14 protein-coding genes and 3 pseudogenes are annotated in these 13,906 nt (G+C 60.8%); 5 read left to right on the forward strand and 12 right to left on the reverse strand.

Annotated elements, in window-relative coordinates; translation table 11 throughout:
- Positions 1 to 118 precede the first annotated feature (118 nt).
- The 5 genes and pseudogenes from K359_RS0115040 to K359_RS0115060 form a co-directional block, all read right to left on the reverse strand.
- Entirely contained in the window at positions 119 to 886 is a 768-nt protein-coding gene (locus tag K359_RS0115040) for a crotonase/enoyl-CoA hydratase family protein (RefSeq protein WP_029080094.1), read from the reverse strand.
- A 22-nt stretch (positions 887 to 908) separates the two neighbouring features.
- Positions 909 to 1,691: an SDR family NAD(P)-dependent oxidoreductase gene (locus K359_RS0115045; RefSeq protein ID WP_029080095.1), complete on the reverse strand. Its 783-nt coding sequence runs from the start codon at positions 1,689 to 1,691 to the stop codon at positions 909 to 911.
- Positions 1,692 to 1,709: 18 nt separating this feature from the next.
- Entirely contained in the window at positions 1,710 to 2,960 is a 1,251-nt protein-coding gene (locus K359_RS0115050; protein ID WP_029080096.1) for an acetyl-CoA C-acetyltransferase, read from the reverse strand.
- Between the two features lie 265 nt (positions 2,961 to 3,225).
- Positions 3,226 to 3,483 (reverse strand): annotated as a pseudogene (locus tag K359_RS64380) (helix-turn-helix domain-containing protein); the annotation flags it as partial.
- 10 nt (positions 3,484 to 3,493) lie between these two features.
- Complete coding sequence (locus tag K359_RS0115060; RefSeq protein WP_029080098.1) at positions 3,494 to 3,916, reverse strand: hypothetical protein; 423 nt, start codon at positions 3,914 to 3,916, stop codon at positions 3,494 to 3,496.
- A 701-nt stretch (positions 3,917 to 4,617) separates the two neighbouring features.
- On the opposite strand from K359_RS0115060, the pseudogene K359_RS52000 reads away from it, so the two are divergent.
- From K359_RS52000 to K359_RS0115075, 3 genes and pseudogenes are all read left to right on the forward strand, one after another.
- Positions 4,618 to 5,979 (forward strand): annotated as a pseudogene (locus tag K359_RS52000) (tyrosine-type recombinase/integrase).
- 402 nt (positions 5,980 to 6,381) lie between these two features.
- Positions 6,382 to 6,657 (forward strand): hypothetical protein, encoded by a 276-nt coding sequence (locus tag K359_RS61245; protein WP_156928497.1) that lies wholly within the window; start codon positions 6,382 to 6,384, stop codon positions 6,655 to 6,657.
- Positions 6,658 to 7,077: 420 nt separating this feature from the next.
- Entirely contained in the window at positions 7,078 to 7,995 is a 918-nt protein-coding gene (locus K359_RS0115075; protein ID WP_029080099.1) for an NADP-dependent oxidoreductase, read from the forward strand.
- 61 nt (positions 7,996 to 8,056) lie between these two features.
- Here the strand turns inward: K359_RS0115075 and K359_RS58815 are convergent, their stop codons facing one another.
- From K359_RS58815 to K359_RS0115095, 3 genes and pseudogenes are all read right to left on the reverse strand, one after another.
- Positions 8,057 to 9,094: an SDR family NAD(P)-dependent oxidoreductase gene (locus K359_RS58815; protein ID WP_084518395.1), complete on the reverse strand. Its 1,038-nt coding sequence runs from the start codon at positions 9,092 to 9,094 to the stop codon at positions 8,057 to 8,059.
- Positions 9,091 to 9,222, reverse strand: a pseudogene (locus K359_RS58820) (NADH oxidase); the annotation flags it as partial. The pseudogene K359_RS58820 and the gene K359_RS58815, both read right to left, overlap by 4 nt.
- A 178-nt stretch (positions 9,223 to 9,400) precedes the next feature.
- Positions 9,401 to 9,646, reverse strand: a complete 246-nt coding sequence (locus K359_RS0115095) for a hypothetical protein (protein WP_035976620.1) — start codon at positions 9,644 to 9,646, stop codon at positions 9,401 to 9,403.
- 487 nt (positions 9,647 to 10,133) lie between these two features.
- On the opposite strand from K359_RS0115095, the gene K359_RS58825 reads away from it, so the two are divergent.
- Positions 10,134 to 10,394, forward strand: coding sequence for a DUF1127 domain-containing protein (locus tag K359_RS58825; protein ID WP_084518396.1), 261 nt, complete (start codon positions 10,134 to 10,136; stop codon positions 10,392 to 10,394).
- Between the two features lie 119 nt (positions 10,395 to 10,513).
- Here the strand turns inward: K359_RS58825 and K359_RS64385 are convergent, their stop codons facing one another.
- The 4 genes from K359_RS64385 to K359_RS58835 form a co-directional block, all read right to left on the reverse strand.
- Complete coding sequence (locus K359_RS64385) at positions 10,514 to 10,957, reverse strand: TSUP family transporter (protein ID WP_371261158.1); 444 nt, start codon at positions 10,955 to 10,957, stop codon at positions 10,514 to 10,516.
- Positions 10,958 to 11,840: 883 nt separating this feature from the next.
- Entirely contained in the window at positions 11,841 to 12,236 is a 396-nt protein-coding gene (locus K359_RS52020) for a hypothetical protein (RefSeq protein ID WP_245284610.1), read from the reverse strand.
- Positions 12,237 to 12,473: 237 nt separating this feature from the next.
- Complete coding sequence (locus K359_RS0115115; RefSeq protein ID WP_156928498.1) at positions 12,474 to 12,785, reverse strand: hypothetical protein; 312 nt, start codon at positions 12,783 to 12,785, stop codon at positions 12,474 to 12,476.
- An 84-nt stretch (positions 12,786 to 12,869) separates the two neighbouring features.
- On the reverse strand, positions 12,870 to 13,031 hold the full coding sequence (locus tag K359_RS58835) for a DUF2934 domain-containing protein (RefSeq protein WP_084518397.1): 162 nt from the start codon (positions 13,029 to 13,031) through the stop codon (positions 12,870 to 12,872).
- Positions 13,032 to 13,495: 464 nt separating this feature from the next.
- Between K359_RS58835 and K359_RS0115125 the strand changes: the two genes are divergently transcribed.
- The gene (locus K359_RS0115125; RefSeq protein ID WP_029080102.1) at positions 13,496 to 13,771 is read left to right on the forward strand and encodes a hypothetical protein; all 276 of its coding nucleotides are present in this window, start codon (positions 13,496 to 13,498) and stop codon (positions 13,769 to 13,771) included.
- Positions 13,772 to 13,906: the final 135 nt, after the last annotated feature.

Genomic DNA, 13,906 nt, shown 5'->3' on the forward strand with positions numbered 1-13,906 from the left:
GCGAAGTGGGCACCGGTTCGCGTGAAGAAGCGACGTGGACACCGGCCGGCGTAAAAATTCGGAGCGCCGGTTCTGATTCAATCAAAACCGGCGCTCCGTTACCGAAACAGTCGATGGCTTACTTGCCCTTCCAGTTCGGCGCGCGCTTTTCTGCAAAGGCCGCCGCGCCCTCGCGGGCATCCTCGGATACGAAGACAGGACCGACGATCTCCTGTTGCCTCTTCCACATCTGGTCTTCCGGCCAGAGCCGGGATTCGACGATCACCTGCTTGGATGCCTTGACCGCGAGCGGGCCGTTGGCGCCGATCGCTGCCGCAAGCTCAAGCGCGGCGTCGAGCGCGGGGCCATCGGTCACGCGGTTGATGATGCCGAGTTCGTAGGCGCGCTCGGCGCCGAAGAACTCGCCGGTCAGTGCGAACTCCATCGCCACGCGAATGGGCATCTGGCGCGGCATGCGGATCAGCCCGCCGGCCGCAGCGGCCAGCCCGCGCTTCACCTCAGGGATCCCGAACTTGGCGTTGCCGTTCGCGACGATCATGTCGCACGACAGCGCGATCTCCATCCCGCCGGCGAGCGCATAGCCGTCGACGGCCGCAATCAGCGGCTTCTTCGGCGGCGCCTCGGTGAGGCCGGCAAAGCCACGGCCGGGGATCGACGGCCGCTCGCCCTTCAGGAACCCCTTGAGGTCCATGCCCGAGCAGAACGTGCCGCCGGCGCCGGTGATGATGCCGACGCCAAGGGCATCGTCGGCGTCGAGCCGGTCGATCGCCGCAGCCACGCCCTTGGAGAGGGCGAGATTGGCCGCGTTCTTGGCTTCCGGCCGGTTCAGGGTGATGATCAGTATCGGTCCGCGGACTTCAGTGAGGACCGGCGTTTCTTCGGACATCGCTTTCGTCTCCTGTAGTCACCTAGCGCGGGGCCATGCGGATGGCACCATCGAGGCGAACGTCTTCACCGTTGAAGTAGCCGTTGGTGATCATGGTCAGCGCCAGCTGCGCATATTCCTCCGGCATGCCGAGACGCTTCGGGAACGGCACCGACGCGCTGAGCGCGGCCTTCACGTTCTCCGGAGCGCCCTGCAGCAGCGGCGTGTTGAAGATGCCCGGCAGGATGGTGTTGACGCGGATGCCCTCGGCCATCAGGTCGCGCGCGATCGGCAGGGTCATGCCGACGACGCCGGCCTTCGAGGCCGAATAGGCGGCCTGCCCCATCTGGCCGTCCTCGGCCGCGACGGACGCCGTATTGACGACCGCGCCGCGCTCGCCGTGCTCCAGCGGCGTCAGCGACAGCATGCCCTGCGCCGACTTGGCGATGCAGCGGAAGGTGCCGACGAGGTTGATCTGGATGATGCGGTTGAAGGCGTCGATCGGGAAGTGAGTAGGTTCGCCGGTCTTCTTGTCCCGGCCGGCGGTCTTCACCGCGTTGCCGGTGCCTGCACAGTTCACCAGGATGCGCTCCTGGCCGTGCGCCGCGCGGGCCTTGGCGAAGCCCGCATCGACCTGCCCGTCGGAGGTGACATCGACCTTGCAGAACACGCCGCCGATTTCCCTGGCGATGGCTTCACCCTTCTCCTCGTTGAAGTCGAAGATCGCGACTTTCACGCCTTTCGCGGCGAGCGCCCGCGAGGTAGCTGCGCCGAGGCCGGAAGCGCCGCCGGTGACGACGGCGGCGACCGATGAATCGAGTTTCATTGCAGGTTCCTTTCGAGCTCAGATGCGTTCGATGATGATGGCCGGCGCCATGCCGCCGGCGGCACACATGGTGACGAGACCGTAACGTCCGCCGCTGCGCTCGAGTTCGTCGAGCGCCGTACAGATCAGGATCGATCCGGTCGCGCCGATCGGGTGGCCGAGCGCGATCGAGCCGCCGTTGATGTTGACCTTCTCGCGATCCAGCTTGAGGTCGCGGATGAATTTCTCGGCGACGACCGCGAAGGCCTCGTTGATCTCCCAGACGTCGATGTCGTCCTTGCTCAGGCCGGCCTTGGCGAGAACCTTCTTGGCCGCCGGAACCGGCGCGTTGAGCATCAGCGTCGGGTCGTCTCCCTGGTTGGCATAGGCCACGATGCGGCCGCGCGGCTTGAGGCCGTGCTTCTCGGCATATTCCTTCGAGGTGATCAGCACCGCGGCGGCGCCGTCCACCACGCCGGAGCTGTTGCCGGCATGATGCACGCCCTTCCAGTCGAGGTCCGGATAGCGGCGCTGGATCTGCTTCTTGAATGTCACCCCGTTGCCGAGATCGAAATCGGCAAGCTGCTCGAAGCTCGGCTTCAGCGATGCCAGTCCTTCGGCAGTGGTCTCGGGGCGCGGGAATTCTTCGCGATTGAGGGCGACGCTGCCGTCGTCGTTGAGCACGGGGATGACCGACTTGGCGAAGCGGCCTTCATCAATCGCCCGCTTGGCGCGCTGCTGGCTGACCAGGGCAAGGGCATCGCAGGCCTCCCGGCTGATCCCCTCACGCGTGGCGATCGCGTCGCCGCACACGCCCTGGTGAGACTGCGGGTGAATTTCGTCAAGCGCCGGATTGCCCGAACCCATCATCCGCGCCGGCTGTCCGGCCTTGGAGCGCTCGGCTGCGAGGGTCTGTTGATAGCTCATCATCTCGGTGCCACCGGCGATGACGCAATCCTCCATTCCCGACATCACCGACGCCGCCGCAAGGTTCACCGACGTGATGCCGCCGCCGCAGAAACGATCCAGCGTCGTGCCGCTGGCGTTGATGTCGTATCCGGCCGCGAGCGCCGACATCCGTCCGAGATCGCCGCCCTGCTTGCCTTCCTGGGTCGACGTCGACCAGATGATGTCGTCGACGGTCGACGTATCGAGCTTGTTGCGCTGCTTGAGCGCGCCGAGCACCGTTGCTGCCAGTTGCTGCGGGTGCAGGTGCGACAGCGCACCCTTGCCCGGCTTGCCGATGCCCCGCGGCGTGCGAACAGCGTCGATGATATATGCTTCAGACATGCGTTTCCCCTTCGTTTCAGATGTTTCGTGACTGTGGGCTCGTGGCGATGGTCCCGGTCATTCCGCCTCGGAACAGGCCGAAGCGTCAGCGGTAAGGTGGCGTCGCCGCAAGCGGCCCGGCAACCGAGTTGCGCTGGTCTTCGAAGTACTCGAAGCGCGAGCTCGTCCCCCGCGGCATCGATGCTTGCGCGTCCGGGAGTACTCGCTCTTCGGCACAGGCCGGCCTGTCGCAACCCTCCGCGAGCAACGGGGCGCCGGCCGTGTTGGCGTCGGGAGCCAGAGCATATTTCTGCTCGTGCGGCAGATAGATCAATTGACCGATCTGGGTGAGGGTCAATGTGAGACGAGAGACCGTCGATCGCGGAAGCCCGCAGCGATCGGCGATCTCGCGATTGCCGAGGCGCATGCTTCGACCCTCGAAGCAACGCACGATGTCGAATGCGCGCGATACCACCTGTATCACGCGTCGATTGTCCGTGCCGGCCGTCTCTTGCGCCATCAGTACTTCAGATCGACGTCCCATCGTTTACGCCTCAATCCTCATTTTCGTACGGGTGAACAAAGCCCACGCTGATTCGAGCAGAAGGCGCCGATCCGCGACGTCGCCGTCGGGCGCGCAACGTGGCGCGGCCCACGCGCGAGCGGACACGCATGCAGGATTTGACGGCAAGGATCGGGGTACGCCCGCGTCGGTGATCGCAGGGGTGCTGGTCAGCTTGTTCCGGGATCGACGGTTTGGCGCGGTCGCCGGTGTCATTCGGCGGAATGGCGCCCGCGTCGATTGTGCCGACACCGTGCCGCCGCAGGCTCAGCAAGGAATGCCGCCTGCCAGACAAGGCCGCCTCGGCCCGTTCGAGGCCGGTCTGCATGGAATCCGTGAGCGCGTGGTGTTCCAGCCGAGCGAAGCCGCCACCGAACGGGGCAAGCAGCTTCGGATATCTTTGGCCGGCCAGCATCAGGCGGATTCTTTCCCTAGGGTTTCTGCCTTAATTAAATGATTAATTAGTTGATTGGCTGATTAAGATGGGCGGGCCTCGCTGTCAACCGTCCTTCGGCGCGCGCCTGCCCCTCGCCCAGCGCCTTACACATCGCTCCACCCGCTCGCGGCCGGCTTCGTCGGAGCGGTGACCACGAGCCCGGCGTGACGAACTTTCTTCAAGCTGCGCCGACGCCGAACAGTGATCGAGCAGAACGTCTGCGAAAGTCCCCGCAATAGCGGGCATGCTCCGACGCATGATGCAGGAGCTATCGCGGAATGAGGTGCCGCCGGCCGCAATCGGTCGGCGCGACAATGGCAGGCTCATGCGAAACGCAGACGCACGCAAATTGAGATCGGACTGGGAAGCGGAGCAAACGCGCGCGGGCGTTGCCGGAATAGACACGACCGCTGGTCGGAATGACCGTTACGAGGGCGAACCTAAGCTATGAAAGCTTGGTGGGCGCACCAGGGCTCGAACCTGGGACCCGCTGATTAAGAGTTCAAAATCCGCGCTTCGCTGCGATTTCTAAATCTGCTCTACGCTACGACGAACCTTCAGAAGTCCTTTGTTTTACAGGGCTTTGTCGCATAGCTTCGCAGTACATCGAACCCACACCTCCAAACACCCCGGTTCGCCAACACCGTTTCAAAACCGTTTTAGTCGACTGGCTTCCCCCAATGAACGACATTCGCATGCCCCTGAGCGATAAGAGCATCGCTCAGTTACCCACCCCGAAGGACGGCTGGTATCTTGCCCGCGACACTGAATTGAAGGGATTCTTCGTCGTCGTTGGGAAGAGGAAAAGAACCTTCACCGTCCAAGGCGATCTCCGGCAGGGAGGAAAGCGGGCGTCTTCGATCAGAGTATCTATCGGCGACACGCGCGAGTTGACGACCCGAGCAGCGCGCGCGATCGCGAAGGAATATCTGGCTCAGATCAGCAGAGGACAGCATCCGAAGACGGCGAAGCAAGATGGAGACACAGGCTCCGGCCACGCTGGGAACGAGGCGAAAATCGAGGTTTCGACAATCACCCTTAGGCAAGCATGGCAGCGATATCGGGAAGCCCACTTGATCCGAAAGGGTCGCAGTGAAAAGACCATAAGCGGTTATCGCGATCACGTAGAACGCCTCTTTGCGGAATGGCTTGATACTTCACTAGGCGAACTCGCGTTGGATCCTGCTCGCGTTGCCATGAAGCACGACGACATTACGAAAGAGAACGGTCCCTATATCGCAAATGGCTGCTTGCGAACGCTGCGCGCAATCTACAATCATGCTCGCAAGACCAACAGATTGCTGCCACGCGACAACCCAGCAGACGCCGTCGACTGGAATGAGGAGAAGCGCCGAGATACCGGCATGGGCGCGAGCGACTTGACCGAATGGTTCCTGGAGTTGGCTGCCCTCGAAAATCCGGTCCGCCGCGAATTTCATCTGCTCACGCTGCTCTGTGGATCTCGGACTACCGCATTACAGCAGGTAAAGCCGAGTCACGTCGACTTTCGCCGCCGAACTCTGTTTATCGAAAAGCCAAAGGGCGGCAGGAAGCGGGCTTTCGACATCCCACTCTCCCGAGAAATGATACTGTGTCTCATTCGGGCAATACGCTTCGGTAGGCAGATGTATCCGTTGCAGTAGCGGAAATGGATCTTTCCCGGCGACAGTGAGTCAGGCCATCTTGCTGAAACAAAAGAGGATCGCGATACCCTTTCGAAGTGGGGTAACGATCTTCGTCAAACATTCCGGACCATTGCAACAGCTGCTGGAGTTTCGGAATTCGACGCAAAGCTGCTGATGAACCATTCAATCCCAGGCGTGAATGCCGGCTACGTTACCCGCCACAAACTGCTTGAGGACCACCTGCGCAGCCAGCAACAAGCGATCAGCACCGCTGTGTTCTCCGCTATCGGTAAAATGCTTACAAAGGACGCCGCCTTGCGAGATTGGCTCGGACGCTGCGCAAGCCGATGTGTAACCGGCGGGCAACGGATGAAGCGAGGCGATCTGGGTGAGGATCAAGACAGAATATGCGCCTGAATGCACGCATAGGCCGGATAGCTTAGGTGCTCGGCGCCGCGGTCGGTGCAGCGCACCTCGGAATCTAAAAGGCTGTAGCGCAACCGCCTATTCCAACATTCGGTTCCCTGCGTCCCGAACGCAGTGAGCATCTTCTAGGTTATTGATCTTTCTTGATGTGGGGACCGCATTGGTCGCGTTCTTTTCACGGTCGTTTCACTCAATTCGTTGCGAATTCGTTGCGGCGTCCTAGGCGAGAACGGGACTTGCGGGAGATCTGAGATCGTTGGATGCGGCCTGAGACTAGGTGCTGGCGGCCGGCAACGCGGCGCCTTTCCAAATGCTAGTTTCCAAATGGGCAGCCCACCTAGAGCGCTAAGTCCAGGAGTTCCACACCAACGTCTGCCTTGAGCGAACTCCAGAATGGCGGAATCAAAATCTGTATTCACGCTCGGTGTGATCTACCTAGCCGGCTTTCAGCTGGCTGATCGCCGGGTCGGCAAGGCCGTCAAGGGGGCGGTCATCTCGCTAGGTTTGAAACAACGTAAGTTCAAGTGGCGACAGCGGCAAGCCCATAACGCTTTCCAAAAAGCGCGCATTCACGTTGCCTATTCCGCCGCTCGCACATCATCCCTTGTTGCCGGCGAGACGTGGCTGTGGCGACCACTCGCACCGTCAAAGATCTCCTTGGATCCTTAATTGGAGGGTTTCTTCAATCCAATGCCGGGTCATTCCCGCCTCAGGCTGTGGAATGGCCAACCAGATCCGAAACATGCGCGCGGATTGCGCGCCGAACATGGCGGCAACCATCGAGATATCCTCGACGCATCATGAAATTTCACCATGCGTAGAACAATCTGAGGAGGTTCAATGGCCCCCTTTTTTGCAAGATTGAGTTCCACGGGAAGGCGGCCAACGTCGTGGTACAGCTAGAATCATCAATCTTGGTACTGTTGTGCGGTCATACGCAACGCATCTGTTAGCTAGCACCAGTGACTGAAGCGCTCCCGATCTATCGGAAGTTCTACTTAAGCACTGCCTGGCATTTTGTGGATCTCCGGAGCTTCCGCGCGCCCGGCAAAATCCGACAGAGAGACAGATGACCGAGGAGATATTCACATGAAGGCGATCGTTGTAACGGATCAGACCGCGGGAACGGCCGGGTTGAAGCTGGTAAAGCGGCCCGAGCCGCAGCCGGCGATAAACGACGTCATCGTTCAAGTTCACGCGTCGGGATTCGTCCCGACCGAGCTAGAGTGGCCCTCAACCTGGACCGATCGCCTCGACCGTGATCGAACACCGTCGATCCCCGGCCACGAGCTGGCCGGAGTGGTCACCGCTCTCGGCTACGGCACGACGGGGCTGTCAGTGGGACAGCGCGTGTTCGGCCTCACCGACTGGTATCGCGACGGGACCTTGGCGGAGTATGTCGCCATGGAGGCGCGCGACCTCGCGCCGCTCCCGGGTGATGTCGACTTCACACTGGGCGCGAGTCTGCCGATCTCGGGCCTCACCGCATGGCAGGGACTGTTCCTGCACGGCCGCCTTCAGGCGGGGCAGAGCGTCCTGGTGCATGGCGCAGCCGGCGCAGTCGGTTCGATGGTGACGCAACTCGCACGAGATGCCGGTGGCTACGTCATCGGCACCGGACGCGCCGCCGACCGTCAGACGGCCCTCGACTTCGGCGCGAAGGAGTTCGTCGACCTCGACAACGACGCCCTGAAAGATGTTGGCGGAATAGATCTGGTGTTCGATGGCATCGGCGGCGACATCGGGAAACGGTCCGCAGGTTTGGTTCGAGCCGGAGGAACGCTGGTCTCCGTCGTCGGGCCGGCCGAGATACGGCCCGCCGATGGCCGCGCGGTCGACTTCGTCGTCGAGTTCGATCGTGCCCAACTGAGTGAGATCGCCCAGCGCTTCCGCGACGGACGACTGCGGACGAACATCGGCAAGGTGTCGACCCTCGACGAGGCCGTCGACGCCCTGAATCCAACCGAGCGACGCAAGGGGAAGACAATCATCCGCGTTCACCCCTGAGGCACGCACGCCCATTGATGCAAGCAAGCCGGCCGCCGCTGTTCGCGTCGGCCGGACGAGCTTATACTGTGAGTTTCAACAGCGTGCGCGCCTCTCGCACGGTCGCCGGATGTCGCCCATATCGGTCGCAAAGCTCGACAACACGTTCGACAAGCGCGGCGTTCGAAGGCGCAAGCCGCCCTCGATCTAATCGGACATTATCCTCAAGCCCGGTTCTACAATGGCCGCCTAGCTCGAGTGACCATGCGTTGACCGTAATCTGGTCCTTCCCGATACCGGCGCCAGTCCATGTTGCGTCAGGCGCGAGCCGTTTCAGCGTCTTTATGTAAAACTCAAACGTTTCCCGATCGACAGGCATCGCGTTCTTTACGCCCATCACGAATTGGACGTGCAATGGCCCCTTGATTTTGCTCTGTTTCTGCATCGCAACAGCTTGGAAGATCATCGAGAGGTCGAACGCTTCGATCTCCGGTTTTACATCATAAGCGAGCATCTCGGATGCGAGCCACTCGACAAGGTCCGGTGCGTTCTCGTAGACGCGCGTCGGGAAATTACACGAGCCTGTCGAGAGAGACTGAGAGGCGTACTCCATCGCCAGGCTCTGGGTGGCGGCATTGATGCCGCCCTTCGCCGCTGAATATGGCACTCGGTGAATACCTCGGGTGGCGTTCGATGAGATGTTGACGATGGTGCCCCCACCGCTCTTGAGGAAGAAGTGAGGAAGAACCGCGTGGCAGCACCAAAGCGTCGGCATCAGCGAACGTCGGATCTCTGTATCAATTTGCTGAGGCTCGAACCGGTTATATGGCCGCATCCGGATCGCGCCGCCGACATTGTTGATGAGGATATCGATGCCGCCGAAACGGCCTAGCGCCTCAGCCATGGCGCTAGCCGCCCCATCGTACGTTTCGAGATCGCAAACGAAGCTACGCCCGCGGGCGCCCGCCTCCGCCGCGACGTCATCTACGAAGTCCGCGCGATCGACAAACAGGACGTTGCCGCCCTCGGCCGCAGCCCGCAGCGCCACGGCCCGGCCAATGCCTTGCGCGGCGCCGGTTACGACCAGCGTCTTACCGGCAAATCGGTTGGAGAAGATCATGCCGCCACTGCTTCCGTTGCTGAGAACTTCTCATAGAAGAAGTGCGACGGGTTCATGCCCTTCGCCGCGAAGAAGCTCCGCACCGCCTCGACCATCGGCGGCGGACCGCACAGATAGACGTCGCAGTCGCCATCGTTGAGATGTTCGTCCGTAAGATGCGCGGTGACCTTATCCCTTCAGCGGGTGCGCGCTATCCGGGTCGCCCCGCCCGCAGGCGTCAGCCCGACCCGTTGCTCAAGTCGGTACGGAGCGGCATCGCTGCTAATAGAATGGAAAAGGCCCCCGCCGATGCGGGGGCCCTGCAAATCAATCGCGCTCTTTGATGATAGTCTTTTCGCGCGGTTCGTTATGCTCCCTCTTGATGACGGTCGTGCGATCGGCGGGCTCGCGCTCCTTGATCACGGTGGTGCGGTCGCGGTCGCGGTCCCGATCGACGTGGGATTCGCCAGTGGTTACGCCGGCACCCACGGGTCCGACATGGACACCAACTTCATCAGCGAAAGCGGGGGTGGCAAGGGCGACAACAGCGGCAACAGCCAACACGTATTTCATCTCGTAGCCTCCAGTTTGTTCGATCCTGGAAAATGCCGCGAGCTGCCGAATGTTCCTCGTCATCTTGACAGTTTGTCGCACCGGCGCCTTTTGGTCATCAATAATACCCCCGCCGAGTCCGGGACCGAGGGGGGTTGGGAAAGATGGTGCGAGGCGAGATATGTCCCGGTGTCGCTCCAAGGACCCGCCTGAAAACGCGCCCGTGTACCTTCAAAAGCAAGCGCCTCCAAGCCCCCTGTTGCGCGTGAACGGCCGCCTTGCGCCAGAAGCGGCCGCACGGAACCAGATTGAAGAGCGATGTCCGCTGTTGTCCGAACAACGGACTCAAGTCGGACATCGCGACATGTCCGAGAAGGGCCACAAGCGGTCCTCAGCCTCAGCTTGTGAGCAGAAGGGGAATATGATAGCCCTCGAAGCTCGGGCCCTCGACAACCGCCCGACAAGCTCTCGAGCCAAGCGTTGTTTCGCTCCACTACGGAGGTGAAACATGTCTTGCAGCAACATAGCGCGAGCTTCATCCGATACGTCCCACGCAGCTTTACCCGCTTTTCCGGATACTAGATGGTTCTGGCAATTTCCGCTCGCGCAGTTGGCCGGAATAGCATTGTGGTTAGAGCGACGCCGTCAATACAGCGAGCTTCTCGAATTAGACGATCGGCTGCTCAAAGACATTGGCGTATCAAGGACGGACGTTGAAGAAGTACGAAGGTCGTCCTTGTATTTAGACGCTTGGCGCGATAGCCGATGAGTATCCACCATCCTCATTGGTTGGGCGCGTAAGAAACCGGCGCGCGGCCCATCTACTGAGGGCGGCCTGCGCGATCTCAGCCACGTCACGGTAGAAGTCGAAACCTTCCCCCAGCGCGGCTAAAAGATCAGTACAGCGCCCGAAACCAGCAGTAGCGCCAGCACGATTTTGCGGAACGTGGCCTCGTTGATCCGACCGTAGAGCTTGAGGCCGAGCCACGTTCCTGCAAACAGCGCAGGCAGCCCGATCAAAAACAGTTCGAAAGTGTCCCGCGTGACAGCCCCTTTCGCGCCGATCCACAGAGCGGTCATCAGGAAAACCGTCACCGCGACCGGCTGGAAGACCGTGCGTTGCGCGTCCTTCGGCCAACCGCGCAGGCCGCACCAGATGGTGACTAGGATTCCCGCCAATCCTGTTATGCCGCCCAGCACGCCGTTGAGAAAACCAACGCCGGCGTCGGCTGCAGCGGCGCCCTTCGCAGGGGCGATCGTGGGGCGAAACCACGCGTAAAGACTGTATGCGACGAGGAAGGCGCCGATACCTATACGTACGTGGAACGGGATTGGACCAAGTTAGGATCGTCACCCCGACCGGCACGCCAATTGCGCCTCCGAGCAGGAACGGCCGGAGCTTGAGCCAGTAGAGTGCATGGCGAAGTTTCCAGACCGAGTAGCCCTGCACGATCAGCCCGAACGCGATGACGAGCGTCGTTGTCTGCAAGGGCGTGAGCATGTAGAGCCAGATCGACGAGACGACGAGCCCAAACGCAAAGCCCGGCGACAAGCGCACCGGCAAATGTTGCGAGAAGAAAAAGCGGAAGTTCGATGAGTAATCCGTCCATGTGTTCGCTCCATAAAGAAAGCGAACAGCGCTTGCGTGGGATCACCACTTCACGGGGAGGCTGCCACACCCCCGAAGTAGAACCTTAGGCCGAATGATGAAGAACCTCAACCGGTAGCCTAATCGAACTTCCGCTTCGGGTCGTTGAGCACCTCAATCTGCGACGCGCGTAGGTCCGCTAGTCTAAGGGCCAGAAGCAGAAGAAACTTCATCGATTGGACCAGGCGTTTCGCTTATCTGCGAGCGGCCTCGCCACCTCTTGAGCGCACTCGACGAGCAGCCGCTGAGCAGGGTTTGGCGTTCTGCCCTTGCGCAATAATCCCGACCGGCCACATCTGAATGGGCATTTCGACAGGTAGAGCGCGTGACGAGGCAAGCTGTTGGCGCTTGGCAACAATGAAGCTGTTAACAGAGTATATTGAGCACGCCTTGCAATTTGAACGCCTTGCCCGCCGAGGAGAGCGATCCCGCGCTCAAGGCGCAGTTCGCTCAGCAAGCGAAGGAGTATCGGAGAAGTTGGCCGCCGCTCGCGCCGAGCGTTACGGGCTACCCCCACCGAGCCCTCCGTCTGAGGTTGAGTAAGCGTTGTCACGTCGTTTCGGAGCGTTACAGAACCGTCTCGATCAGACCCAACGTCTTCGCCTCCTGCGCCTCCAAATACCAGTTCGACGGCGCCTTCTGCATGACCTCGTCGATCGTCACGTTCGATCCCAGGATGAGATTTTGAAAGCCCTCGTTCTGCATAGCGATCGAGCATTCGATTTCGTTGAGCGTCGCCCTTACAACCGCGATGCACGTCGTCAATGGGCCATCGATCACCAAGCTTTTCGAAAGCTTGCGTTCATGGATCATCAGTCGCGTGCCGCGCGCGAGGTATCGGTTCGGCCGTGCGAAGAAGCTCATGAACGTAACGCCGGCCGAATAAATCACAGCCTTACCGAGGAATACGAAGCGCCGTTGCGGCTCCGTCTCGCTCGCGAACCGCACATCCTCACCCATCATTCGGGCGACCTCGGGATCGCCACCTAAGGTCGACAATTCGATGACGACTAACTAGGTCTTTATCGGCTGCGTTGTCGAACTGCGTTCGAAACGCGGTGTACATATTGTAGTCGACGACGCCTGAAAGGCTGATCGCCGGCGACTTGAAGGCGGTAGCAGGCAGGGTCGCTGGTTCCATCGGTCGATCCTATCGTGGTGGTCATGGTCATGGTCTACGCGCCACATGCAGATGCCGTGCTACTCTTCGGACCGATACAGAACCCGGTCGCGGCGCGCGGTCATCCGCCAAAGCCCGGCGATCGTTGAAAGACCGATCCGTAGGACGAGGACAACCAATGTAATCTGGAGCCAGATCAGGCCACCTATCTCCCGGAAGACGAATTCGATGCGAGGTCCCCAAGGGGGCGGAATGGCGTCGCCGATCGCCTCAATGCCGCGTTGGAGAATGCGCTGTGCGCCAGTTAGCAGTTCCGGCTTCTCGTAGAAGGCGGCTACGATCAACACCCATGCCAGGATCGCCGTGATTGTGCGGAAGGAATGCACCTTCAAGTGATAGCCCAATCCGGGTTGGTCGTTACCGCGCGTTCTCGCCATCCGCTCCGCCAATCCCCTCGCACTCGCAGCAAAGGTTGGTCACAACGTATCCGGGGTCCGCAGCGGCGATCCTTTATCCTCGTTGAGCAATTCCTGCTCGGCCAGATGCCAGAACTCCTCATCCCGTTCTTCCGGTTTGCCGGCCTTCTCCCAAAGCTTATAGGCGCGCGCCGCTACTGCTTCGTCAATCCGTCTGTTCATTGGGCCTCTCCTGCCCCTTAAACGGAGAGATACTTTATGCGTTCCTTCGATTATGCTCCCGATTATGAGACCATCGGAGAAGACGTTGCCACCTTACCGCCAGGGACACCACTCGGACCGTGGCCCACACGATCGAAGGCGGCCGGGCGCCGGGTGGACCGCTTGACCCACGAGGGCGTTGGGCGCGCGAGGCTCCTTTGCAAGCGCTTACCGTCGCGGTCCTAGTCGGCGTCCTGTTTGGCCGCCGGGCGCGGCTGAAGGATTAATCGCAGGCCGCGACCGCAAACGAGCGGCGACCTAAGACCGCGCCGATCCATGAGCCGGAGCACGACGCGCGTCGCTGTTTGCCTTCTGCTTCGATTTTTCATCCTGGGAAAACCCCATTTCCCTTCGCAGATAGTCCCTCGGAGGAACCTGCGGTCGCGGTGCCGGTTACCGTTCACAACAAATTTGGAGGGAAAGCCATGTGGAGAATTGTAGCTGCGCTCTCGCTACTAACGCTGCCAGCTTTCGCCGACGACAAGGGCGTCGATCCCGAGGCACTCAAGGAATGTCGTCCCATCGGCCAATCAGCTAGGGGCGAACTGATCTACGGTATGGATTGTGCAGCGCTTAAACCAGAGAACCGGGTCGAGGTTCTGCCCAATATGCCGAAGACAAATATGAAGGACACGGTGATCCCGAAGCCAGGGGGGGTGCAAACTCCGGAAACAACCCCAACGACGGGCGAGGTAAAATAGCCGATCCGAGGAGCCCGCGATGAAAAAGCCTGAGATCAAGCCCGGCGATTTCCCAGTCGAAGCTGACAAGAATATTGTGAAGACTAACAGGGGAAGACCTATCGCAACCGCGAAGGACGAGCCGTTAGCGGAAGA

This window comes from Bradyrhizobium sp. th-b2 (assembly GCF_000426785.1).
In the GTDB taxonomy this organism is placed as follows: domain Bacteria; phylum Pseudomonadota; class Alphaproteobacteria; order Rhizobiales; family Xanthobacteraceae; genus Bradyrhizobium; species Bradyrhizobium septentrionale.